Annotated in this window: 24 protein-coding genes; 15 read left to right on the top strand and 9 right to left on the bottom strand. The window is 57.2% G+C overall.

All coding sequences use genetic code 11. From position 1 onward, the window contains the following. From HQL65_06130 to HQL65_06115, 4 genes are all read left to right on the top strand, one after another. On the top strand, positions 1–660 hold a 660-nt coding region (locus HQL65_06130; protein ID MBF0135798.1), incomplete at its 5' end, for an Rpn family recombination-promoting nuclease/putative transposase. Beyond that, positions 657–1,760 carry an NADH:flavin oxidoreductase gene (locus HQL65_06125; protein ID MBF0135797.1) on the top strand — a complete coding sequence of 368 codons (1,104 nt, stop codon included), beginning with the start codon at positions 657–659 and terminating at the stop codon, positions 1,758–1,760. The genes HQL65_06130 and HQL65_06125, both read left to right, overlap by 4 nt. A gap of 54 nt (positions 1,761–1,814) precedes the next feature. Next, the gene (locus HQL65_06120) at positions 1,815–2,108 is read left to right on the top strand and encodes a hypothetical protein (protein MBF0135796.1); all 294 of its coding nucleotides are present in this window, start codon (positions 1,815–1,817) and stop codon (positions 2,106–2,108) included. Further along, complete coding sequence (locus HQL65_06115; GenBank protein ID MBF0135795.1) at positions 2,089–2,493, top strand: PIN domain-containing protein; 405 nt, start codon at positions 2,089–2,091, stop codon at positions 2,491–2,493. The genes HQL65_06120 and HQL65_06115 overlap by 20 nt, the downstream gene beginning before the upstream one ends. A 10-nt stretch (positions 2,494–2,503) precedes the next feature. Here the strand turns inward: HQL65_06115 and HQL65_06110 are convergent, their stop codons facing one another. The 4 genes from HQL65_06110 to HQL65_06095 all read right to left on the bottom strand — a co-directional run bounded on the left by HQL65_06110 (position 2,504) and on the right by HQL65_06095 (position 6,400). Then, positions 2,504–4,372 carry a UbiD family decarboxylase gene (locus HQL65_06110; protein MBF0135794.1) on the bottom strand — a complete coding sequence of 623 codons (1,869 nt, stop codon included), beginning with the start codon at positions 4,370–4,372 and terminating at the stop codon, positions 2,504–2,506. A 71-nt stretch (positions 4,373–4,443) separates the two neighbouring features. Next, positions 4,444–5,022 (bottom strand): hypothetical protein, encoded by a 579-nt coding sequence (locus HQL65_06105; GenBank protein MBF0135793.1) that lies wholly within the window; start codon positions 5,020–5,022, stop codon positions 4,444–4,446. Between the two features lie 117 nt (positions 5,023–5,139). After that, positions 5,140–5,712, bottom strand: a complete 573-nt coding sequence (locus HQL65_06100; protein ID MBF0135792.1) for a hypothetical protein — start codon at positions 5,710–5,712, stop codon at positions 5,140–5,142. Between the two features lie 70 nt (positions 5,713–5,782). Continuing rightward, a complete protein-coding gene (locus HQL65_06095; protein MBF0135791.1) occupies positions 5,783–6,400 on the bottom strand; it encodes a Spy/CpxP family protein refolding chaperone in 618 nt (205 codons plus the stop codon). A 334-nt stretch (positions 6,401–6,734) separates the two neighbouring features. Here HQL65_06095 and ompR point away from each other — a divergent pair, with 334 nt between their 5' ends. From ompR to HQL65_06075, 4 genes are read left to right on the top strand one after another with little or no spacing between them, the layout of a single operon-like run. After that, positions 6,735–7,469, top strand: a complete 735-nt coding sequence (ompR, locus tag HQL65_06090) for a two-component system response regulator OmpR (GenBank protein MBF0135790.1) — start codon at positions 6,735–6,737, stop codon at positions 7,467–7,469. 5 nt (positions 7,470–7,474) lie between these two features. Then, a complete protein-coding gene (locus tag HQL65_06085) occupies positions 7,475–8,785 on the top strand; it encodes a HAMP domain-containing protein (GenBank protein ID MBF0135789.1) in 1,311 nt (436 codons plus the stop codon). A 27-nt stretch (positions 8,786–8,812) separates the two neighbouring features. Then, positions 8,813–8,920 (top strand): hypothetical protein, encoded by a 108-nt coding sequence (locus tag HQL65_06080; GenBank protein MBF0135788.1) that lies wholly within the window; start codon positions 8,813–8,815, stop codon positions 8,918–8,920. Beyond that, positions 8,875–9,192 (top strand): DUF2442 domain-containing protein, encoded by a 318-nt coding sequence (locus HQL65_06075; GenBank protein MBF0135787.1) that lies wholly within the window; start codon positions 8,875–8,877, stop codon positions 9,190–9,192. Before HQL65_06080 ends, HQL65_06075 begins: the two co-directional genes overlap by 46 nt. A 2-nt stretch (positions 9,193–9,194) precedes the next feature. On the opposite strand, the gene livM is transcribed toward HQL65_06075, so the two are convergent. Genes livM through HQL65_06060 form a run of 3 tightly spaced genes read right to left on the bottom strand, consistent with a single transcriptional unit; the run spans position 9,195 to position 12,520 of the window. Beyond that, the gene (gene livM / locus HQL65_06070) at positions 9,195–10,442 is read right to left on the bottom strand and encodes a high-affinity branched-chain amino acid ABC transporter permease LivM (protein MBF0135786.1); all 1,248 of its coding nucleotides are present in this window, start codon (positions 10,440–10,442) and stop codon (positions 9,195–9,197) included. Next, complete coding sequence (locus HQL65_06065) at positions 10,439–11,362, bottom strand: branched-chain amino acid ABC transporter permease LivH (GenBank protein MBF0135785.1); 924 nt, start codon at positions 11,360–11,362, stop codon at positions 10,439–10,441. The genes livM and HQL65_06065 overlap by 4 nt, the downstream gene beginning before the upstream one ends. Before the next feature lie 27 nt (positions 11,363–11,389). Next, a complete protein-coding gene (locus tag HQL65_06060) occupies positions 11,390–12,520 on the bottom strand; it encodes a branched-chain amino acid ABC transporter substrate-binding protein (GenBank protein ID MBF0135784.1) in 1,131 nt (376 codons plus the stop codon). Positions 12,521–12,762: 242 nt separating this feature from the next. On the opposite strand from HQL65_06060, the gene HQL65_06055 reads away from it, so the two are divergent. From HQL65_06055 to HQL65_06045, 3 genes are read left to right on the top strand one after another with little or no spacing between them, the layout of a single operon-like run. Continuing rightward, entirely contained in the window at positions 12,763–13,527 is a 765-nt protein-coding gene (locus tag HQL65_06055; protein ID MBF0135783.1) for an ATP-binding cassette domain-containing protein, read from the top strand. Positions 13,528–13,538: 11 nt separating this feature from the next. Next, complete coding sequence (locus HQL65_06050; protein ID MBF0135782.1) at positions 13,539–14,315, top strand: ABC transporter permease; 777 nt, start codon at positions 13,539–13,541, stop codon at positions 14,313–14,315. Next, positions 14,316–15,188 carry an EamA family transporter gene (locus HQL65_06045; protein ID MBF0135781.1) on the top strand — a complete coding sequence of 291 codons (873 nt, stop codon included), beginning with the start codon at positions 14,316–14,318 and terminating at the stop codon, positions 15,186–15,188. It abuts the gene before it with no gap. Between the two features lie 42 nt (positions 15,189–15,230). Here the strand turns inward: HQL65_06045 and HQL65_06040 are convergent, their stop codons facing one another. Both HQL65_06040 and HQL65_06035 read right to left on the bottom strand, forming a co-directional pair. Continuing rightward, a complete protein-coding gene (locus tag HQL65_06040) occupies positions 15,231–15,485 on the bottom strand; it encodes a DUF2442 domain-containing protein (GenBank protein ID MBF0135780.1) in 255 nt (84 codons plus the stop codon). Between the two features lie 17 nt (positions 15,486–15,502). Continuing rightward, positions 15,503–15,916 carry a type II toxin-antitoxin system HicB family antitoxin gene (locus HQL65_06035; protein MBF0135779.1) on the bottom strand — a complete coding sequence of 138 codons (414 nt, stop codon included), beginning with the start codon at positions 15,914–15,916 and terminating at the stop codon, positions 15,503–15,505. Positions 15,917–16,421: 505 nt separating this feature from the next. Between HQL65_06035 and HQL65_06030 the strand changes: the two genes are divergently transcribed. The 4 genes from HQL65_06030 to HQL65_06015 all read left to right on the top strand — a co-directional run bounded on the left by HQL65_06030 (position 16,422) and on the right by HQL65_06015 (position 24,388). Next, entirely contained in the window at positions 16,422–22,403 is a 5,982-nt protein-coding gene (locus tag HQL65_06030) for a protein kinase (protein ID MBF0135778.1), read from the top strand. 106 nt (positions 22,404–22,509) lie between these two features. Further along, positions 22,510–22,815, top strand: a complete 306-nt coding sequence (locus HQL65_06025; protein ID MBF0135777.1) for a hypothetical protein — start codon at positions 22,510–22,512, stop codon at positions 22,813–22,815. Further along, positions 22,812–23,246, top strand: coding sequence for a type II toxin-antitoxin system VapC family toxin (locus tag HQL65_06020; protein MBF0135776.1), 435 nt, complete (start codon positions 22,812–22,814; stop codon positions 23,244–23,246). Before HQL65_06025 ends, HQL65_06020 begins: the two co-directional genes overlap by 4 nt. Before the next feature lie 200 nt (positions 23,247–23,446). After that, positions 23,447–24,388: a chemotaxis protein CheV gene (locus HQL65_06015; GenBank protein MBF0135775.1), complete on the top strand. Its 942-nt coding sequence runs from the start codon at positions 23,447–23,449 to the stop codon at positions 24,386–24,388. The last annotated feature ends 9 nt before the right edge of the window (positions 24,389–24,397 follow it).

Here is a 24,397-nt window from a genome sequence, read left to right as displayed (position 1 = left end):
ATGTTGAAACGCATCCAATACAATGCCGCCAAGACCTATGCCAACCAGATCGCCCGGGGCGAGGATTACCCGAAACTCAACCAGGTGATTGCCATCACGATCACCGATTTTATTCTGTTCGACGGTTTCGACCATTGCGTTTCCCGCCATGAACACCGCGAGACGCTTACCGGTCAGACATACCTGCAAGAAATTCTTTATTATTTCATTGAGTTGCCAAAGTTCAAAAAATCCCTGGAAGAGGTGGAGAGTCTTCTCGATCAATGGATCTGGTTCATCCGGTATGCCGGATCGCTGGAAATCGTTCCGGAAAAAATGTCCTGGCCACCGATTCGGCATGCGTTTGAAAAGGCAATGGCTGCCAACATGACGGCAGAAGAGTTGGAATTTTATGACAATGCCGGAATCGCCATTGCCGACAAACGGGGAGCCATCGAGCAGGCCCTGGAAGATGGATGGATAAAAGGCCGCAAGGAAGAGAGGGCCAATATTTTACTCCAAATGCTTCGGCGGCGTTTTCCCGACCTGTCTGCCCAGGTTGAAGCGCAGGTGCAGGCTGCCAACCTTGAAACATTGCAGGTGTGGACAGACCGGGTTCTGGACGGTGGTTCGTTGTCTGAGGTTTTGGGTGGAAATACAGTTGGCGAGGTGACAGGATGAAACACATTTTTGAAAAAACCGTCATCAATGGCATGGTGTTGAAAAATCGTCTGGTTCGTTCAGCCACCTGGGAGGGCATGTGTACCGAGGATGGAAGCCCGACGGATCGACTCATGACCTGTTATCGGGATCTGGCCCGGGGCGGCGTGGGGTTGATCGTGACCGGATATGCCCATGTACGGGCCGATGGTCGCCAACTGGCCGGGGCCATGGGTATTCATACGGATGAGCGGATCGATGCCCTGCAACGTTTGACAAAAGCCGTCCATGTCGAAGGGGGAACCATTGCTGTTCAACTGGTGCATACGGGAGGCAAGGCCGACACCACCGGTTTGAATCACCTGCCATGGACCCCCTCTGGAATCCGCAATGACCTGTGTCCCGAGCCATCGGCGGCCATGACCCGCGACGACATTGCCGCCCTGGTCAGCGCCTTTGCCGCTGCGGCCCGCCGGGCCAAGGCATCCGGCTTCGATGCGGTCCAACTGCATGCGGCACACGGCTATTTGATCAACCAGTTCCTCTCCCCCCTGAGCAACCAGCGCACCGATGACTATGGCGGCAGCATTGAAAATCGGCAGCGGTTTTTAATGGAAGTCCATGCCGCAGTCCGGCAGACGGTGGGACCCAACTATCCGGTGCTGATCAAGCTCAATGGCGACGACTTCCTGGCAGGAGGGTTGACGCTGGCCGAAGCCATGATCGCGGCGGAAAAACTGGCAGCGGCGGGGATCGATGCCATCGAGGTCAGTGGAGGAACGGCGGCATCCGGCAAACAGACTCCGGTACGGGGCCGGGCCGGTTCACTCGCCGAAGAGGGGTATCATCGGGATCTGGCCCGCAAAATCAAGGCAGTTGCGCGTTGTCCGATCCTGGTGGTGGGCGGCTTTCGCACCCTGGAACTGCTTGAACAAACCCTGCAATCAGGAGATGCGGATTATATTGCCCTGGCGCGTCCTTTCATTCGCGAACCGGATCTGGCCAACAGGTGGCAACGAGGGGATCGCTCACCATCGACCTGTCAATCCTGCAATGGCTGCTTCAAGCCGGGCCTGAAAGAGGGTGGAATCTATTGTGTCAAAAAAAAAGAGCAGGAGTGAATTCAAGAGCAGGAATGAATCCACTGGAAAATGCCAGCACAGGGGAGAAAAAGCATGGGCCAAATTGTGATTCCTGATGTAGACGAGACGATCATCCAACACTTGGAGCAACAAGCGGCGTTGATGCATATGACCCTGGGTGAATCGTTGAGGAAAATGCTGGTCGAAATTGTGACACGCAATATCCTCTGCCAGACCGAAAACAAGCCATTCCCTGTGCAGGAACCTGTACCATCAGAAATCCTGGCAGGCTGCCTGCAACGTTATGCGAAGGATTACATTCCCTTGAAAGTCGCAAGAGAACGACTATGGGCAGAGGTGGCACAAAATGTTGACAGTTGTCGTTGATACCAACGTCATTCTCCGCTATTTGCTGAATGATCATCCAGACTGGTCAATTCGCGCCGGGGTCTTCTGGGCAAAAGTCAGCCAGGGACAGCAGTATGCATACTTGTTGGAAGGGGTCTTGGTAGAGTGCGTCTACGTTCTTTTGAAAGTTTATCACGTACCACGTACAGAATTGGCAAATCGACTGTTGAACTTTCTGGAAATGCCAGGCTTGAAGGCCAGCTCTCTTCCTGTATTACGCGACAGTCTCAAGCTGTTCCGGGACCATAATGTGGACGTGGTGGACGCCCTGCTGATCGCCACTGCTCAAACCAATAGCTGGACTGTTGAAAGCTTCGATCACGACCTGGCCCGTTTGAGTCAGCATGAATCTTCTTCAAGATAATCGTTCAAATTCAAAACGGCGTCTTCCCGGACCCTGGCAGGCCGTATTCACTCCAACGCCCGCTGACCAGATCCCGGGTCACCGGATCCATCTGCAAAACCCGTCCCCAGACCCGGCTGGTCTCTGCCGGCAGTTTGTTGGTGGCGTCCAGGGCAAAACGCCCCGAGTCCCGCTCGCGCAGGAGATCACGGGCCGGATCGGTCCGGGTGGCCAAGGCCCACAAAATATCGGCCCAGGATTCGGGATCGATGTCCGGATCGGTGACCAGGATCTGTTCGGCCCCAGCCCCCTGCGGGACCAGACGCCATAAAGTTTCTACTGCCTTGCGGGCCTCATGCGGATCTTTTTTATCCAGGGTCAACACCACCATGGGGGCCTCTGGAACCCGGTAAACCCGCCGCAGGGAGGGGACCATCCGCACCACGGCGGTGGGCCAATCGGCTGCCCGGAGTTCCCAACCGTCCGGGGAGACGACCACACCCGCCAACTCCGCCCCCATCTTGGTGGTGGCATCCACGCCCAGCTTGGAACCGAGACCGGATTCGGGAGAGGCAAAGTCCAGATAGTCGATGGGAGTGGCTTCGATCACCTTGAGATCCCGGGCCGCATGCACATGGCGACCCATGGCCTTGATCACTGCACTCCACCGTTCCACGGGCACGCTGGCATCCACCACAATCACGTATTTGGTATACAAAAACTGGCGCAGGAATCCCCAGATTCCAGCCATGATGCGAAAGGCGTGTCCCGGATACTGCTTGCGCAACCCCACCACCGCCACCCGGTAGGAACACCCATCCATGGGCAGATGAAAGGCCTCAATCTCCGGAAACTGTTTTTTCAGCAACGGCACAAAGACCCGATTCAAGGCCAGGGCAAGGATGGCCGGTTCATCGGGAGGCCGACCGGTAAAGGTACTCAGATAAACCGGGTTGCGGCGCATGGTGAGCTTATGCACCGTCATGACCGGGAAGCGTTCGGTTTCGTTGTAGTAGCCGGTGTGGTCGCCGAAGGGTCCTTCCATGGCACGATCCATGAGATCCACCTGCCCTTCCAGGATGATTTCGGCCCGGGCCGGGACCGGCAGAGGGACGGAAAGGGCCGGTGCCACCTCGACGGCCTTGTCGCGCAGCAGGCCGGCGAAGGCATATTCCGACAGGGTTTCCGGGACCGGGGTCACCGCCGCCAGAATGGTGGCCGGATCACAGCCGATGGCCACGGCCACCGGCAGGGTCCGGCCATGTTCCCGGGCATGCTGGGCACCACCCCGGTGCCGCAACCAGCGCATGATCACGCGGTTGCGACCAATCACCTGCAGGCGATAAACTCCGATGTTGACCGGTCCCCCCTGGGGCCCCTGGGTGATGACCAGAGGCCAGGTGATCAAAGGTCCGGCATCTTCGGGCCAGCAGGTCTGGACCGGCAGGCGGGCCAGATCGACATCCGGGCCGCTCCACACCACCTCCTGGCAGGGAGGATGACGCAACCAGCCCGGACGCATATGCCGCACCCGGGAGAGACGCCGCAGCAACTGCCACCCCTCCCGCAACCCCTGCGGCGGATCCGGTGCCCGCAAGGTGGCCAGAAAATGACCCAGTTCCGTCAAATCTTCCACCCGGCGTCCCATCCCCAGGCCAACCCGGCGCTGGGTGCCGAACAGATTGGCCAACACCGGCATGCCGGCATGGCGTACCCGGGTGAACAACACCGCCGGACCGCCCACCGCCAGCAGGCGTCGGGAAATTTCTGTTATTTCCAGACGCGCATCGACCGGGACATCCACCCGGACCAGCTCGCCACAGGACTCCAAAAACCGCATGAATTCCCGCAGGTCGGTAAAGGACCGAGGTCCGATTTCCTGATCGTGAGAGTGTGACATGCCGGTTACCGTAGACAGATGCCATCCCTGTTTTCAAGAAAAAAAGTGCGTAAAAACCATCGCCAAAACCCTCACCGGGCCATCTGCCACGAACCATCAGCCTGCTGACAGGCAACCCCCCTGCCCGGATATTTCAGGCCATCGATGGTGATGGTCGTCTGGAATTCGCGGCAGGTTTGTCCGGTATCGGACAGATACGTCGGCGAATCCTGGGCTACCTGAGGGGGCAAGGGAGTCTGAACCGTATGGACAACCTGTGGCGGTATGGAGACCTGTTGCACGACAACCTGCGGCTGATAATAGGGATCGGGATAAGGATAGACCGCACGCGGATAGAGGTGCCAGATACCACCCACCACCCACCACCAGCCCGAATGCCCATGGTGGTGCCCATGTTTCCAGTGTCCGGAACGCCAGTTGGACAGATGTTTCCAGGAATGTCCGGCAGAACCATGTCCATGGCTGTATCTGCCGTCATGTCCATGGCTGTATCTGCCGTCATGTCCATGGCCGTGCCCGCGGGAATCTTTTCCGCTCCATGACTTGCGACTGTCGGAACGATCACCTGCCAAAAGAGACCCGGCTGTCAGTGGCAACACCAGAATTGTCATCAAGAGGATCGATGACAATTTGTTTATTTTCATGTTCATATGAAGATCCTCATCATGCCGCGTGGATCACCCAAACAGATCGATGACGATTGGTCCGTTTCATGGATCGACCTGCCACGCGGATCATGCAAAAGATTGATGATGATTTTTTTATTGTCACGGAGAGAACTGTGGCAATACATAACCCGGAGGAGGCGGGGGCGGTGGATAGACAGCCCCCGTCGGTGTCACGACACCCTGATAAACCGGCATCTGCATCACCGGTGCCACGGCACCTTGATAAGCCGGGATGTGAACGGTTTGTACTGCATAACTTGGCACCGGAACCTGGTGCCCTTTGGCATACATGCACTGGATGTAAGAATAATCATATCTGCGCTGGGCCTGCTCGCCGGCATCCTGACCCATTCCGATACCGGCCACACTTCCCACCAACAATCCGGCACCGGCACCGACACCGGCACCGTGTTGCCCGGCCAGGGCAGCCCCGGCGGCGGCCCCCATCACCGTACCGGCGACAGCACTGCGCATTCCGGAATCGACGACCTCCGAGCCTCCCGACAGGCTGTGGGAATATTGACGGCACCCGGCATCGTCGGAACGAAACTGGTCAAAACTCCGGCCACTCCTGGGCATGGCCAGAACACTGGGTCCAATCGGTGCGGAAGCACAACCGGCAAGAATCAGGGTGACCAGGGGCACGCAACGCCAAAGGGAAGAAGTGTTCATGATTGGATATCCTCGCTTCTCTTCATCAAATCCATCCGCTGCCTGGCGTCAAGTGCCCCACCTTCTCATATTATTCGGCAGCATGACCCATGCCAGGAAAGTGATCCCCTTCCCTGTTGCGCATTTTTTCCCAACGTGCCGCCATTTTGCCCATTCTTTCCTTGAGAAATCCTTTGACTTCCTTTTTTTGCTCCGGGGTCAGATCCCCGTAAAAGGCAATCCATTTGTCCCGGATGCGTCGGCCTGCCTGGATGCGTTCGTCGGCATCCTTGTCATGCGTGGCTGCCAGGGCGGCCAAATCGGGATTTTCCTGTTCCAAAACCTGTTTGAACATGTTTTTCCGCTCTTTGCCCTTGCTGACCATCTCCTGGCGCATCGCCTTGGTCTCCTGCTCCAGGGCCTGCCAACGCTGTTGTTGTTCCGGAGTCAGTTTCAACAAGCCGCGAATTTTGTTCAGAAATTCATGCCTCTCTTTTCCGGGCTGGGCTGCATCCGCTTTGGCAGGAGCCTCCGCTTTGGCAGGAGCCTCCGCTTTGGAAGAGACATCCACTTTGGGGGCTGGCGTGGCGGCGGCGGTGGCGGCTTTTTGGGGGGCAGCCGCCTCTTCCGCATGCAGAACGCTCCAGGAACCACCCATGGCCATGATACAGGCAACCATCAGAATTGATTTGAATTTATGGTGCAACATTGCATTTCTCCCGGCGTTGAAGTGATGCTTCCTTTCTGACACCTTCGGCCAAGGTCGTTTCCTGCGTACAGGTTGCATGAAACCTTCGGCCAACACCGTTCGTCCCGTCCAGATTGCATGAAACCTGGTGCCGGTGAACGTGGGACTCGAACCTACGCCTGAATTGTGAACAGAGTGTTTCCTGTCGGCAAAAAATTGTAACAAGATGTTTCCACTCCAGAGCCGGCACCTGCAAGCGGTAAATTGTAACAAAATGTTTCCCCGGGCGGGCCGGGAAATATTTGGTAACACCTGCATGATTTCCATGCAGGAAAAAATCTGCCAGAATCACGTCATGTCAAATCCTGTGCATACCATTCTGGTCGTCGATGACGATCTGCGCCTGCAAAAACTCCTGAAACGCTATTTGAGCGAACAGGGATTTCAGGTCCAGGTTGCAGCCGGTACCGACGATGCCGATAAAATTCTCAACAAACACCGGGTCAATCTCATGGTGCTTGACCTGATGTTGCCTGGCGAGGACGGTCTGAGTTATTGCCGTCGCCTGCGGGGAACGGCCAACCAGGTGCCGATCATCATGTTGACGGCCAAGGGCGAAGAGGTGGATCGGATTGTTGGCCTGGAGATGGGGGCGGATGATTATCTGCCCAAACCGTTCAATCCCAGGGAGCTGGTGGCCCGGATCCAGGCCGTGTTGCGCCGGCGTCCGCTTCTGATTCCGGGGGCACCTGACCCGGGTGGAGAGGAGATTCGCTTTGGTCCCCATGTGTTGCATCTGACCACGCGCCGTCTGCTCTCCCATGGGGAAACGGTGACCCTCACCACCGGTGAATTTTCCCTGTTGAAAGTACTCGCCACCCATCCGCGCCAACCCCTCTCCCGCGACAAGCTTCTGGATCTGGCCCGGGGTCGGGAACATGAAGCCTTTGACCGCAGCATCGATGTCCAGGTTTCCCGCCTGCGCCGTCTGATCGAGGAGGACCCCTCCACGCCCCGTTTCATTCAGACAGTGTGGGGATTTGGTTACGTATTTGTCCCGGATGAAACGCCTCCCCCCCTGCCAGGATGACCCGTATGCCAACCTTCCAGTTGCCGCGTTCTCTTTTTGGACGCACGGCCCTTCTGCTTTTTCTGGTCATGGGAATTCGTGACCTCAGCGCCTATTTCATGTTCCACTCGTTTACCGATACGGTCCGGATGCAACGCCTGGCCGGTCGGTTGGCGGCCCAGGCCGAAACGCTGGAGGATATTTTATCCGGCATGGAAAAAGAGAGTCGGGAAGCCACTTTGCAGCGTCTGACGCAAGGTCGCTATTTGCGCCTGATACCCGACAACGCCACCCCACCGGGACGCCCGCGTCACACGGCCCATCCGGACGTTCTATCCGAAAATCTGGAAGAAATTCTCGGCCATCCCACCGAAGTACGCACCGCCAGGGAAGGCCTGTGGCTGCGGGTGCGGTTTGCCGAACACTACTATTGGCTCCTGTCGCCCCGCCAATTTCAGGAACGTCCTTTTCCATGGCACTGGTTTGCCGGTCTGGCGCTCATGGGACTTCTTTCTCTGGGGGGAGCCTTTCTGGTGGTCTGGCGTGTCAATGGTCCCCTGCGCCGTCTTGCCGAAGCAGCCACCCGGCTCGGACAGGGGAAAAAACCGCTCCTGACTCCCACGGAAGGTCCGGCGGAACTGCGTTCCCTGAGTCAGGCATTCCAGCGCATGGCAGACGACCTGCAAACCCTGGAAACCAATCGTGCCTTGTTGCTGGCCGGTGTTTCGCATGATTTGCGGACCCCCCTGGCCCGACTGCGCTTGAGCCTGGAAATGGATGAAAACGATCCCGAACTCCGTGAAGGCATGGTCCAGGATATCGAGGAGATGACCGCCCTGCTGGATCAATTTCTGGATTTTGCCAAGAATGAATCGTCCGAAGCTCTGACCCTGATCCATCCCCATGACAGCGTGGCGGCCATCTGTACCCGATATATTCGTCTGGGAAAAAACGTGCGGTTCTGCGGGACATCCATGCCCCCCATCCTCTTGCGGGTCTCGGCCTGGCAACGTCTGGTCACCAATCTGGTGGACAATGCGGTGCGATATGGCGGCCAGGGAGAAATTGTTGTGCAGACCGAAACAATCGCCAACAAATTGCGCCTGTGTGTTCTGGACCGGGGACCCGGCATTCCTCCATCGGATCGGGAACGGATGCTGCAGCCGTTCACCCGTTTGGATTCCGCCCGGAGTGGTGCCGGTCGGGCCGGCCTGGGTCTTGCCATTGTCGAGCGCATTGCCCAGATGCACGGCGGAACAGTCGTCCTGCTCGGTCGGGATGGCGGTGGTCTGGAAGTCCGGGTAGAGTTGCCCCATGCTGTGCAGCAGACAGGATGACGGAAAGGAAAATTGCCCAACCGTGCCATGGCCTTGGTACGTGAGTGGGCAACCATCCACCAATCCGAACTGATGGAGAATTGGCAACGATGCGCGAACAAGCAACCCAATTTCCGGATCCCGTCCCTCCCGTAGTTCTCACCGCGCCCTGGCGCGTAGCGGAGGTGCGGGCGTTGCCGAACTACCGACTGAAAGTGCGTTTTCTGGACGGTGTGGAAGGCATTGTCGAGATGTCTCGCCTCATACAGGCCGAGGACGCGGGCGTTTTTGCGGCACTGCGCGATCCGGTCCTCTTCGCCCGGGTGTATCTCGACTATGGAGCCGTGACCTGGCCCGGCGAGATCGATTTGGCTCCAGACGCCATGCACGACGAAATCGCACAAAATGGTGAATGGATATTGTCCTGAAGTTACAATCCCCTGCCCGTCGGGAAAAACTGCCGACGCATTCGCAACAATCCCCTCGGACGCCAGATCATCATGACCACCATGGCCAGACCGAAGACCAGCACCCGATAGTCGGAAAACTCGCGCAGCAGTTCGTGCAGAATATTGATCACCAGGGCCGCAACCACCACGCCGACATGGGATCCCAATCCCCCCAGGACCACGACCGCCAGAATCAGGGCCGATTCAAAAAAGGTGAAGGAGGTCGGATTGACAAAACCCTGGGAGGCGGCAAAAAAGACCCCGCCAATCCCTCCCACGGCCGCCCCCATGGCAAAAGCCGAGAGTTTGACGGCGACATGGTTGATGCCCAGGGAACGACAGGCAATCTCATCCTCCCGCAGGGCTTCCCATGCCCGTCCGATCGGCATGCGTTGCAGTCGTTCCACGAACAGGAACAACAAGGTCAACAGCATCAGCAAGGCCAGATAGATGAAAATCGACCGCAGATTGCCATTGTAGGGTGTGGCAAAAAATTCATGCCAGGGTTGGCCTCCCTGTTTGGCGATGCGGGTAAACTCCAGGCCGAGGAAGGTCGGGGCCGGAACCGGCAACCCGTTGGGACCCCCGGTGACCTCTGTCCAGTTGTTGAGGATCAGGCGGATGATTTCCCCGAAGCCCAGGGTGACGATGGCCAGATAATCCCCGCGCATGCGCAAGACCGGAAATCCGAGTACCGTGCCAAAACTGGCCGCCAGCACGGCACAAAACGGAATGGCCGACCAGAAACCAAGACCCAGATGCTGGCTGCCCAGGGCATAGCCATAGGCTCCCACGGCATAAAAGGCGACATAGCCCAGATCCAGGAGTCCGGCCAGTCCCACGACAATGTTGAGTCCCAGTCCGAGCAGGGCATAGATCATGGCCAGGATGAGGACGTTGATCCAATAGTTGCTCAGCCACCAGGGCAGGAGGGCAGCCCCCACCAGGAGGAGCGATACCTGCCATAGTGGCAGGCCCGGACGCCGTTCGACGACGATTCCGGCCTGCATCCGCTCGAAAAGGCGTTGCAGGGTGGTGGCGTAGGTTGTCTGGAGGAACAGGGTGATCACCAGGGTTCCCACAAACACCCCTCCGGCCAGCCACAGGGGACGCTGCCAGGCCGCCTTGACCTGATAGCCGTGCAAAATCCAACCTGAAAGCGGCGCGAACAGGAGCAGGGCCAGGCCACCCCAGTGGGCAGCGACCGCGAGGGATTTGCGAAAATTCATACCTTTTCCACCTCGGGATGGCCGAGCAGTCCGCTGGGGCGCACCACCAGCACCAGAATCAGGATGCCAAAGGCAAAGACATCCTTGTAGTCGGAGTTGACGAAGCCGGAAAAGAGGGATTCACACAGGCCCAGGATCACCCCGCCCAGCATGGCCCCGGGCAGGGAACCGATCCCGCCCAGGACCGCTGCCGTAAAAGCCTTGATGCCCACGACAAAGCCGATGAAAAAATCGAAGGAGCCGTAGTTCAGGGTGACCAGCAGACCGGCCACGGCGGCCATGGCTGCCCCCATGACAAAAACCGTGGAGATGATGCGATCCGTATGGATTCCCAGGAGTTCGGCCATGACACGATCCTGCTGGGTGGCGCGACAGGAGCGGCCCAGGGCCGTGTAGCGCATGATCCAGGCCAGCGTACCCATGCTCACGATGGCCGCCACGACGATCAGGATTTGGGTGTAGGTGATCTGCACAAAACTGGCACCATGGGTCGCGGAAATCCGCACATGCCCCTCGATCAGGGCAGGAATTCCCTGATTGCGTGCCCCCTGACTGATCCGGACATAATTTTGCAGCACCAGGGAGATGCCAATGGCCGAAATCAGGGGAGCCAGACGATTGGAATGCCGCAGGGGACGATAGGCCACCCGCTCCACGGTCCAGCCGTAAAGTCCGGTGAACAGGATGGTGAGCAGCAGGGTCACCACCAGGAGCAGGGGCGTGCCATGCAGACCGGCCATGGTCAACAAAGCCATGAAGATGGCGGCCAGATAGGCGGAGATCATGTAGATATCCCCATGGGCAAAATTGATCATGCCCATGATGCCATAGACCATGGTGTAACCCACGGCAATCAGCCCGTAGATGGACCCCAGCACCAGACCATTGATCACCTGCTGCGCAATGATGTATCCGTCCATGTTCTTGTTGGCAACTGGTCGAGGTCTTTATTCGACTTCCACATACTTGCCATCGGGTGTCCAGCGATACATGACATAGTCGGTAACTTTCAAATCCCCCTTGGCATCGAAGGCCTTGGGACCCATGATGGTCTCCACGGTATTGCTGCGCAACCATTTGGCCAGAACATCGCCCTGCTCGGAGCGCGTACTGGCCATGGCGGCCACGATGGCTTGCAGGGTGGCGTAGGAGTAGAGGGTATACCCTTCGGGTTCATAGCCGGCCTTGCGAAATTTGTCCACGACCTGCCGCCCCGTATAAATTTTGCGTGCATCGCGGCCAAAGGTCATGAAAACCCCCTCCACAAAGCGGGGACCGCCCGCCGAAGCCACAAACTCCTGTGACACAATGCCATCCCCGGAGATGAGGGGAGCTTGCAGACCCTGTTCCCGCATTTGGCGGACCAGGACGCCGGCCTCGGCATGCAGCCCTCCGAAATAGACCGCATCGGCCATCTGGGATTTGATTTTGGTCACCAGGGCATTGAAATCCTTCTCACCCCGGGTCAATCCTTCGTAGAGAACCTCTTTCAAACCGAGGGCATGCAGACGCGCTTTCATGGCATCGGCCAGGCCCTGACCATAGGTATCCTTGTCGTGGATGATGGCGACCCGTTTGGCCTTGAGGGTGTTCACCACAAACTCGGCCCCGGTCCCTCCCTGCTGATCATCCCGCCCGCATGTGCGAAAGACGGTGGGAAGTTTGCGTTCGGTCACCTTGGGATTGGTCGAGGCCGGGGTGATGCCCAGAATTCCCGCTTCGGCATAGACTTCCGTGGCTGGTATGGTCGAGGAGGAACAAAAATGGCCAATGACGGCCTTGACATGATCCGCATCCACGAGTCGATGGGCCACGGTGACCGCCTGTTTGGGTTCGCAGGCATCGTCGGCCTTGATCAATTCGATCATGCGGCCATGGATGCCGCCGGCGGCATTGATATCCTTGGCAGCCTGTTCGGCCCCGCGCCACAGTTGCTCGCCAAATGCGGCATAAGAGCCGCTCAATGGCCCGGCCACGCCAATCCGGACCGATTCCGCCCCGGCCGCTGGTGTCACACCAACCACCGTCCCCAAGACCACCCAAACCACGACAAAGAAACTCCTGAACCAACTGGTCATGCGTGTTCCCTCCCTGGATCGGTACGAATATGCAAAATGTTGGAATGGATCTCCGACTTGCCCCGGCTCTCCCATATTCACCTTTTCATCTCGCATCTGTCCAGGAAGGATGAAAAACGAGGAAGGGCATGGCTGCGAACGCGGGTGGATTTTTGTGGGCTTTCGTATATCCTGGAATGCATGAGAAAACGCGACAAAACGACCCGCTGCTTTGATATCGCAGAACAAGACGTGATGGACACATGGCAGATATTGTAACCGTCCAGGACCTGGTCAAACATTATGACGGTATGCCGGTGGTGGATCGCATCGCCTTTCAGGTCCGGGCCGGGGAGTGTTTTGGCATATTGGGCCCGAACGGGGCCGGCAAAACCACCACCCTGCGCATGCTGATCGGCCTGACCCCCCTGGATGGCGGGCGATTGGAAGTCTTTGGCCTGCCCATGCACCCCGAGCAACGGGCTGTTTCCCGACGGCTGGGTGTGGTCTCCCAGGAAAACAATCTGGACGATGATCTTTCCGTGGAGGAAAATTTTCTTGTCTATGGGCGCTATTTTGGTCTGGATGAAGACACCATCCGGTCGCGACTGGATGACCTGCTGGAATTCGCCCGGTTGCGTGACCGCCGCCGGCAGGCGGTCAACACCCTTTCGGGAGGCATGAAACGGCGTCTGGTCCTGGCCCGCAGTCTGGTGGCCAAACCGGAACTCGTCATTCTGGACGAACCCACCACCGGCCTGGACCCCCAGGCCCGGCATTTCATCTGGCAACGGCTGCGTTCCCTGAAGGAGAGCGGGGTGACCCTGCTTCTCACCACCCACTATATGGAAGAAGCGGCCCAACTCTGTGATCGACTCCTGATCATGGATCGTGGCCGGATTCTGGATCTCGGCACCCCGACGGAACTGATCGCCCGCCACATCGGATCAAAAGCGGGGTCGGATGGCAAACCGGGCGATCTGGAAGATGTCTATCTGAAACTGACCAACCGTGAACTGCGCGAATGAAGCAAACCGTCATGCCCTGGATTTACTTTCTGCCCAGCCGGGGTTCTCTTCAGGTCTGGCGACGCCATTTTCTGGTCTGGCGCAAGGTGTCGCAGGCTTCGCTGGTGGGCAATCTGGGGGAACCTCTGCTGATCCTGCTTGCCATGGGGTATGGCATGGGCCGCTTTGTCGGTTCGCTGGATGGCATGTCTTATTGGCTGTTTGTCACCACCGGACTGGTTGCCGCCAGCAGCATGCACACAGCCACTTTCGAGTCGCTCTATGGGGCCTTCACCCGCATGACACGGCAGAACACCTTCCATGCCATGCTGATCACACCCTTGAGCGTGGCCGATGTGGTGAGCGGGGAAATTCTATGGGCGGCAACCAAGGCTTTCATCGCGGGTCTCTGCATCCTGCTGGTCGGCATGTTCTGGACGGACATTTCCGGGCTGGCGGTCCTCGCCATCCTGCCCGTCATCCTTGGTTCCGGCATCTTGTTCGCCGCCATGGGAATGGTGGCCACGGCCATTTCGCCCAGCTACGATTTCTTTTTTTACTATGTCACCCTGATCATATCTCCCATGTATTTGTTTTGTGGGATTTTTTTTCCAATCGATCAATTTCCTGCCGTCGCCCGGACCGCCATTGGCCTGTTACCCTTGACCCATGTGGTGGCACTCATTCGGCCTTTGGCGCAGGGAAAGATTCCGGAACACCTTTTCATGCATCTGGCCGTGCCCACTTTGATTGCGCTTCTGGCCTATCTGTTGGCGGTGAGCCTGGTGCGTCGCCGCATTCTGGTTTGAATGTCCATCTCCTGGTTGTTCCTGGCTCTCTTGACGGCGGTGGCCGAAGCCATCAAGGACATTCTGGGCAAACAGACCCATGCCCGGATCGACCCCTGGCTGACGGTCTGGGGCCTGTATCTGTTTGCCCTGCCCACCCTGTTGCCGCTTCTTTTCCTGCCTGACGCCGTGCCGTCCGTGCAGGCGGGTTTCTGGCCGACGGTCATCGGGAGCGCCCTGCTGAATACCGTGGCCATGTTTCTCTATATTCATGCCCTGCGTCGTTCCGACCTCTCCCTGACGATTCCGATGCTGGCTTTTTCGCCCCTGTTTCTCCTTCTCACCTCCCCCCTGATGATCGACGAATCGCCATCCATGACCGGCATGATCGGCATCCTGTTGATTGTGATCGGCTCCTATGTTCTCAACCTGCGTTCCCGTGCTGCCGGGCCGTGGGCACCCTTCCGGGCCATGCTCCAGACTCCCGGTCCCCGCCTCATGCTCATGGTGACCCTTTTGTGGAGCATCGGAGCCAATCTGGACAAAATGGCGATCCGGTACGCTTCCCCTCTTTTCTATTCCATCGCCGTCTATACCCTGATGGCCCTTTTTACCGCGCCGGTTGCCCTTCTGTTGGCCCGTGATCGTCTGGGTGACATGTCGAGACATGCCAGGATTCTGGCCCTGCTCGGCACCTTGAACACCTTTTCCATCATTTGCCAGATGACAGCCACGGCGGTGACCCTGGTTCCCTACGTCATTGCCGTCAAGCGCACGAGCATTGTGCTGGGGGTCCTCTGGGGCGGTTTTGTCCTGCGCGAAGCCGGGCTGACCGAGCGCCTGACCGGAGCGGCCATCATGCTGGCCGGGGTCTTTTTCATTGCTCTGGCCTGAATAACAATCGTATGGATTTGAACAGGCTGGCCCAAACGATGATCAGGGCCTTGGAGATGATGAAACCGGCGTTGATCGCAAATAAAGAGTCTCTGGAGCCAAATCCATCTCGCCTGGCCATGTGACGGTACCCAACGCCACCCGCGCCTGGGAAAAAAGGTGCGGATTGCGCAATTTTTGAAAAATACCCCGCTCCAGGTAGGGACGTGCATCAAACAAACGTACCTCACCATCGGCAAAACGCAATTCGAGGTGATAATCGGGTAACGGTGCCACTTCCAGAATTTCGGGGGTCATGAATTGAAACCGGTCCATCACGCTGCGTCCTGGACGGAGACCACCAAGCGCTTACCGAGAGCAGCCAAGGCCTGCTCCAACTGGTCCATTTTGGAGTTATGGCGCAGATCCAATAATCGAAAAACCTGGGGTGGGTGCCATCTCAATCGTCGCGCCAGATCCGCTTGGGTTATTCCTGATTCGCGTAGTGCCAAGTACAGTTCCACCTTGGCGGCACTCACAGCGGATAGCGATACTGTTTGCGCTCCCAGGACAATGGAAGGTTCAGGAATCGGGGTATCTTCCGCCACCGCAATACTGACCAAGGTTTCCAGCAGATCAGCAGCCATGGCCAGTGCATCCTGACAATCATTGCCGCAGGTCTCCGCTTCCCCCCAGTCCAAGAGTTGGGCGCGTATCAGCCCAGTTTCCGGCTCCTCGATTAAACGCACTGGATAGCTGTGATGGCTGATCATGTTCGTTCCTGGATGTCTTTGGGGTCGATTCCCAGTTGCCAACATATGGCGTGAACCGTGCCGACGGCCAACTCCCTCTTGTCCAAGCTTCCTGAGCTTTCGCAAGAGTTCGTTGCTATTCATGGGTCTATGTTAACAGAACGGTTAATCCCGTCAACAAATTTTCCTTGACACTACTTGTTGCAGGTGGCTAAGTCCTTCGAAGATATCTTGCGGGCTTTTGACTTTCCGCCCTGATGTGTATCATGATTCATGCCGTTCTGATTCCTGGCGGTCGGGGGATGTCGAGACTGGATCGCCGGGGTTTGTGTGGCAAGATATTTAAACTCTTAAGTTAATTCAGAAAACTTTGCTAAATCTATCAGGTCTGATTTGTTGATATGTTATTGATGCTGAATAAATTTTTTTAAAATTGATACTTTTAAAATTAAAAAATTTTAAATAATAAACAGAACCATTCAACCCTTCCCGGGAATCCAGCATGAACAGAGGTACCCCTGCCTTGACCCTGCCCGAAGGGCACATGTTTCACGAATATGAAATCCTGAAGATCATGGGTCAGGGTGGTTTCGGTGTGACCTATCTGGCGCGGGACATTCATCTGGATAAAAAAGTCGCCATCAAGGAATTTTTTCCGCGACAATTTTCCCATCGGGATGGGATCAGCGTCTGGCCCAATACGGAAGCATCCGTAACCATGTTTTCGGAGTGGAAAAGACGGTTTCTGGACGAAGCCCGCATATTGGCCATGTTTCAGCACCCGAATATTGTGCGGGTATTGCGTTTTTTCGAAGCCCATGGCACGGCCTACATGGTCATGGAGTTCGAGGACGGGGTCAGTCTGAAGGAGTGGGTGAAGAGCCAGGACGGACGGGTCAGCGAAGCGGCATTGCTGCGCCTGCTCAAGCCGCTGCTGTCCGGGCTGGACAAGATGCACAAGGCACAGATTCTCCACCGGGATATCAAACCGGACAACATATTCATCCGCAGCAGCGACGGCATGCCGGTTTTGCTGGATTTTGGTGCCGCCCGCCAATCGGTTCACGGACAGATCCAGAATGCCACAGCCATCTATACGCCTGGATTTGCCCCGATAGAACAGTATTCGAACAGCCATTTCGACCAGGGGCCGTGGACAGATATTCATGCCCTGGCCAGTGTCCTGTATTGGGTGATCACCGGCAAACGTCCGCCGGATGCCATGCTTCGTTGGCAGACCGTCAACGACAACAGCCTGGATCCCCTGGTTCCCTTGTTGGAATGGCGAGACCAGGGGTATCAGGAAGCGTTTTTACGGGCTGTGGAACATGGTCTGTCTCTTCATCCCCGGGAACGCCCGCAATCCATTTCCCAGTGGCAGGCCGAGTTGTTTGGCGAACTCGTTTTGCATCGGGTCTACATTTCCGCGCCCCGGGATGTCACGCCGGAACGGGTGATTGTCCAGCGGGTGGTGGAGCGGTTGCAGCAGGAGTTTGGCAGCAAGGTGTTGCTGGAGGCGGTTTACTGGGAACGGGACTCCCTGTTTTCCACGAGGACCTGGAAAACCTATGTCAGGCCGTCGCAAAGCGACACCATGGTGGTCATCTTGTGGTCGCGCATCGAATCCGGAATACGGAAGTCGGAAGGTGTCGTATCCCGGGCACCGGTTCTGGCCGAGACCGGAATCGATGCGCCGACGGAAGAAGAAATTCCGACCAGGATCAACGAAGAGTCGAAAATTCTTGTCCGGGAACGTACCATCGACAGTGGCACCGAGTGGGAATTTGCCGATGCGGTGGCCGCGCAAAAGATTCGTGGTCGTCCGGATTTACTGGTTTTCAAGAAAAACGTCCCCATCCGGGCCGACCTGGAAAACTGGGCGGTGGCACAACGCATCAAGGCCCGGATGAACCAGGTGGATGAATTCATCGGCACCTGGTTTCGGGACGCAAGCCTTGATCCCATCCAGGCGGAACTGCATCCCTTCGAGCATGTGACCCGGTTCGAAGACATGCTGGAACAACGCTTGCGGGAGCTGCTCCGGGAACGTTTTGGTTCGGTGGCGGGCGATGCGAACGAGGTGGCGGGAGGCTGGAGCGAAGGGAGTCCGTTTCGCGGTTTGGAGTCGTTTGATCCGGAACATGCGCGGGTGTTTCACGGACGGACCCAGGCACGGCATGAACTGCGTGACATTCTGGTCCGCCGGGTCGAGCGGCAGTGCGCTTTCGTCCTGGTCCTGGGGGCCAGTGGCAGTGGCAAATCTTCCCTGGTCAAGGCCGGTCTGCTGCCGGACCTGATGACACCCGGGGTGGTGGAACATGTCGCCCTGTGTCGTTACGCCATCCTGTGCCCCGGGGACAATCCAACCGATCTGCTTGAGGCATTGGCAGCGGCCATGCTGTCCAGGACTGCCCTGCCGGAACTGGCATCCACGGATTTCAGCCCGAATACCCTGATCGATGCCCTCCGGCTTGGCGCACCCGACGGGGTGATCCAAACCGTTCGGTTCGGGTTGCACAAGGCTGGTGAAACGGCACATCTGAGCCGGAAAGCCAGGGCCGTCCTGCTGATCATCGTGGATCAGTTCGAAGAGCTGTTCACCCTGGACGGCATCACCAGTCAGGAACGCGAGGCCTTCGTAGCCGTTTTGGAAACCCTGGCCCGCTCGGGCCTCTGCTGGGTCGTGGCCACCATGCGCAGTGATTTTTTTCACCGCCTGGCAGCCTTGCCCAACCTGAAAAAATGGTTGCCGGAAGAGGCGCGTTATCTTCTGCTGCCTCCGGCTGCGGCGGAAATCGGTCAGATGATTCGACATCCGGCCCGGGAGGCGGGACTGCGGTTCGATACGGACCCGGAAACCGGTACCACGCTGGATGAAATCTTGTTGCAGGCCGTGGGTGACAATCCCCATGCCCTGCCTCTGCTGGAGTTTACCCTGGAACAGCTTTGGCAACAGCGAACTGAACAGGGGGTATTGCCCATGAGTGCCTACCGCGCCATGGGTGGTCTGGAAGGGTCGCTGGGGCAACGGGCCGAAGCCGTTCATGACACCCTGCCAGCCGCCGTCCGGGAAAAGTTGTTCGAGGTTTTTCGCATCCTGGTGACTGTCGAACAGGATGAATCAAGCCATGCCACGGCCCGCACGGTTGCCATGAGCGTATTCCCGGAAAGGCATCCCTGGCGTGAGATTGTCCAGGCATACCTGGCTGCCCGCTTGTTGGTTGTATACGGGAATGGGGAACGGGCACAGATACGGATTGCCCATGAGGCATTGCTGACCCATTGGGCGCGAATCCGCAAACAGATCCAGATCGACCGGCAGGACATCCAGACCCGGGCACGTCTGGAACAGGCTGCAACCCGATGGCATGAAACCCGGGAAAAAGACCGGGATGCCCTGTTGCTGGCCCCGGGTTTGCCGCTTTCCGAGGCCGAAGACCTCCTGCATCGGCGGCGCCATGAACTGTGCAGCGGAATTGTCACTTTCATCGAAAGTTCCAGTCATGCCTGCCGCCGGATGCTGGCAGAAAAAGATGCGGCGCAAAAGCGCAAAATCAGGCGGACACGTCTGACCATGGCCACGATGGGTGTGTTGCTGGTCCTGGCCATGGTCGGGGGATGGCTGGCGTGGCGCAATTACCTGATTGCGACGGAAAACTTTCGGGAAGCCCGGCACCTTGCCCGGATGGCGACAAAAAATTCCCAGGAAATTCAGAATCAACTGCGCAAAGCGCGGCAGAATCAGTCCAGTTTTCTCGCGGAAAGAGCCTTGGCAGTCCTGGAAAAAAACCAGACTGACCTGGCCTTGAACCTGGTCCTTGCCGCGCTGCCTCGCGGCCTGTCCAATCCGGACTGGCCCCTGGTTCCCGGGGCGGTCAACGCCCTCTCCAGGATCCGGGAAAAAGACGCGACGCTGGCCGTTTTGCGTGGCCATGAGGATGTGGTCGATTTTGCGACTCTCAGCCCGGATGGCAAATGGGTGGTCACAGCCTCCTGGGACAGGACTGCCCGTATATGGGATGCCCGGAGCGGGGCCGAGGTTGTCGTGCTGCGCGGACATGAGCATTGGGTCAACTCCGTCGTGTTCAACCGGGACGGGACGCGGGTGATCACGGCGTCTCTGGACAACACCAGTCGGGTGTGGAATACGCAGAACGGAACCGAGGTCGCTGTCTTGCACGGACTGAAGGATTGGGTCAATTCCGCCGTGTTCAGCCCGGATGGAACCCGGGTCGTCATGGCGTTGCATGATCGAACGGCCCGAATATGGGATGCGCAGAGTGGGACCGAAATGGTTGTCATACGTGGACATGAAGATCGCGTCAACTCTGCCGTGTTCAGCCCGGATGGAACACGGGTGGTGACGGCATCGCATGACAAAACTGCCCGGGTGTGGGATGTGGAGCGCGGGACCGAAGTTGCCGTTCTGCGTGGACATGTGGATGATGTCTACTCTGCCACATTCAACCCGGATGGTACAAAAGTTGTCACCATGTCCCAGGATAAAACCGCCCGAATCTGGAATGCCGGAAACGGGGCCAGGGTCGCTCTCTTGCGTGGGCATGAAAAAGAGGTCATCTCGGCGGCATTCAGCCCGGATGGAACGCGCGTGATTACCATCTCACTCGACAAGACGGCCCGGTTATGGGATGCCGGGAGCGGGGCCGAGGTGGTTCTCCTGCACGGACATGAAGGACGGATCAAATCCGCCGAGTTCAGCCCGGATGGAACCATGCTGGTCACGGCGGCGGATGATTCGACCGCCCGGGTATGGGATGCACGGAGCGGAACCGGCATCGTGGCCCTGCGTGGGCACAAGGGTTGGATCAATTCCGCCGTGTTCAGCCCGGATGGAACACAGATTGTCACAACATCCGATGACAAAACCGTCCGGGTCTGGAATGCCAGGAGCGGAACCGAAATCACCGCCTTGTACGGTCATGAAAATCCGGTCAACTCCGCCGCGTTCTTCCCGGATGGAACCCGGGTCATCTCAAAGGGAAAAAAGACTGTCAGAATCTGGAATGTACAGAGCAGTTCCAGAATTACCGCCACGATCAAACACCCGGCTGCCATCGAATCCGTTGCCTTCAGCCCGGATGGAGAACAGGTGGTCATGGCGTCCCAGGACAATACCCTGCGGGTATTGAAGGTGCAGAACGGAGCCGAAATCGCCGTATTGCGCGGACATGAAAAGCCGGTCAAATCCACAGCATTCTGTCCGGATGGGTCGCGGGTGGTCACGGCCTCCGATGACAAAACCGTCCGGGTATGGAATGCACAGAGCGGGGCCATGATTGCCCACCTGCATGGGCACACGGATCCGGTACATTTTGCCGCGTTCAGCCCGAATGGCATACAGGTTGTTTCAGCATCCCATGACCGGACTGTCCGGGTGTGGCGGGTGGCGGACGGAACCGAAATGGCCGTTCTGCGTGGCCATGGAAAACCGGTTCAATCCGCAGCGTTCAGTCCGGATGGAACGCGGGTGGTCACGGCATCCTGGGACAATACCGCCCGGGTATGGGACGTGCAAAGTGGTGCCGAGATGGTGGTCTTGTCCGGGCACGAGGGTGAAGTCTATTCCGCCGCGTTCAGCCCGGATGGGGCACAGATCGTGACAGCTTCCTGGGACGGCACGGCCCGGGTGTGGGATGCCAGAAGTGGAACCGGGATCGTCACCCTGCATGGGCATGAAAAAAATGTCAATTCCGCCACGTTCAGCCCGGATGGATCACAGGTGGTCACGGCCTCCGAAGACAAAACAGCCCGGGTATGGGATGTGCAGAGCGGGGCCGAAATTGCCACATTGCGTGGGCATTCGGAAAGTGTCCTGAGAGCCACCTTCAGCCCGGATGGAACGAAAATACACACATTCTCCTGGGACAAAACGACCCGGGTGTGGGATGTATCGGGATTGAATCTGGCCAATCTGTTGAGCGTTGCCAATGTGTCCGTCCTGCGGCCCTTGACCAGAAACGAGCGAAAATTGAACTTTCTTGCCAGGGAGTCCGAAAATGATTCGCCCGGAAGGTCGGAAAATCATGCACACCTGCATGACCAGATGGCCGGAGACCGTTTCCGTTTTTCCCATGCAGAGAGTCACATTCCTTCCCAGGCCATCGATGCCACCCAGCAGGCAACCCGGTGGTGGAATGGCGAAGGTGTTCCCCAGATGCGTCAAACCGCCCTGCGCCTCTGGCAACAGGGCGCAGACCTGGGTGATCCTGTCGCCCACCAGAGGCTGGGTTGGCTCTACGAGCTGGGACGGGAGGGAGTGGTGCCCGTGGATCTGGAAAAAGCCTTGTTTCATTATGCCGTTGCCACGCACATTTTCGAACAGACAGATACGGAGAAAAAAACCGTCGATGTCATGGTCCGCCGGGCTTCACTGGCCCGTATCCTGCCCATGGAGGTGGCAGCCCGGGCTGCCCAGGCCGCCCAGGCCTGGCAACCATCGGTTCCGGTTGATGTTCCACGTTGACCTGGAGACAATTTTGCTCGAATCTCCTCAATATGGTTGATTTTTTCGATGGCTGCTCCGGGCAGCATGCGATTCAGGCAAGAGTGACAAAAAGAGGAGGCTGGGTATGGGTGAATTGGTAATCCGGAATATGGACGATGAAATGATCAAACAGCTCAAGGACAGGGCGGCAGCGCAATGTCAATCATTGGAACAATCGCTACGCGAGATCCTGATCGGGGCATTATCCGCTGCCAGGAAAGATTTGGCACCAGAATCTGCCCACTTGATCAATGCTGAGCGTGAGGCAAGGATGGCCTTCACAAGTGTGGACTACCTTGTGAGTACTGCTGATCAAATTGCTGCCATGGGATCAAAACAAATTGATGTAGATGTGGTGGCCATGATTCGTGAAGACCGGGAGAGACGATGAAGCTTGTGGTAGATGCCAGTGTTTGTGTAGGATGGTTCTTGAATGTTTCGTATCGCGAACACGCCATGAAAGTATTGATGTCTGGGTGGCCGATGCTTGCCCCTGAATGGCTCGTGGCCGAAGTAACCAGCGTGGCATGGAAAATGGTGAAGGCCGATATGGCCACTGACGCACTCGTACATCGGATGTTGAAAGAACTGCCCATATATTTTTCCCTGGTACCCATGGCCGGGTTGTCTCACTCAGCCTATCGCTTGTCCCGGGAACTGAATCATTCACCCTATGACTGTTATTACCTTGCTTTGGCAGAGCGTGAAAATGCCCCCATGGTCACAGCAGACCGGCGTTTGGTATCCAAGCTGACAGGCACTTCTTGGGCTTCCATGGTCATTCCTCTTGACCAATGGAGGCAGTCTGTGGTGACAACATAAACAACTGACCATGTTTCATTTTCGGTGTCGCTGACCCAGGGTCACGTCATCCTTGTGTATATGGCTCGGCAAGGATAACATGCGATTTGGTTCCACCAGTTTGAAAAAATATTTTTTCAGGCATCGACCATAAATTTTTTGTATGCTCGACACTCCTGCAAAGACACATTTTTCAGACCACGCTCGGGGGAGGGGATGCCATGGATGATTTGATGTCGGAAGTTGACCAGAGGACCAATCTGGCTTTCAGTAACGAAATGGAGATGCTGACTTTTTTCCTGACCGACAAGCAGTTGTACGGCCTCAATGTCTTCAAGATCATCGAACTCCTCGAATGTCCCAAAACCGTGACACGAATTCCCCAATCCCATCCGGCTATCAAGGGGACCATCGATTTTCGCGGCTCTGCCATCTCCCTGATTGACCTTTCCCAGGCCCTGGGATTGGAACCCATCCATTTTGGACATGAAATCAGTTACGTCATGGTGTGCGAATACAGCACCTCCGTCCAGGGATTCCTGATTTCCCAACCCAATCTTCTGGTCCACAAAAGCTGGGACGACATCATCAGCCCCGAAGGGGAGGTGTACGACGACAGCTTTCTGACCGCCATCACCTACGAAGGCGATCAACCCATCCAGATTTTGGATGTGGAGAAAATTTTAAGCGAAATCATCGGTATTGAAGACAAGGTATCGGATGATCTGGTGCAGAAGGCCGCCGAGGTCGTCCGCACGGAACACCAGATCATGGCCGTGGACGACTCGCGGGCCGCCCGCCAACTGATCAGCTCGGCTCTGAGTCAAATGGGCATCCGGCATACGGTGGTGGAAAATGCCGAAAAAGCACTGAAAAAACTGGAAAGCTCGGTCTCCGGCGGGGAAAAATGCCCGTATACCATCATTTTTTCCGATATCGAAATGCCCATCATGGATGGGTTCACCTTTACCCGGAAGGTCAAGGCCAATCCAAAGCTGGCCGGAATTCATCTGGCCCTGCACAGTTCCTTGAGCAATCAATCGAACGCCTACAAGGCCAAACAAATGGGAGCCGATGATTTCATCCCGAAATTCCAGCCGGACCGTATTGTTCAAGCCATTCTGGATCAACTGGCCAAGGTGGATCAAAAAGAGATTCAGTAACACAGGCCA

Source organism: Magnetococcales bacterium (assembly GCA_015228935.1).
Classification (GTDB): domain Bacteria; phylum Pseudomonadota; class Magnetococcia; order Magnetococcales; family DC0425bin3; genus HA3dbin3.
Note: the sequence above shows the minus strand (reverse complement) of the source record. Positions and strands in the feature narration are given on the sequence as shown.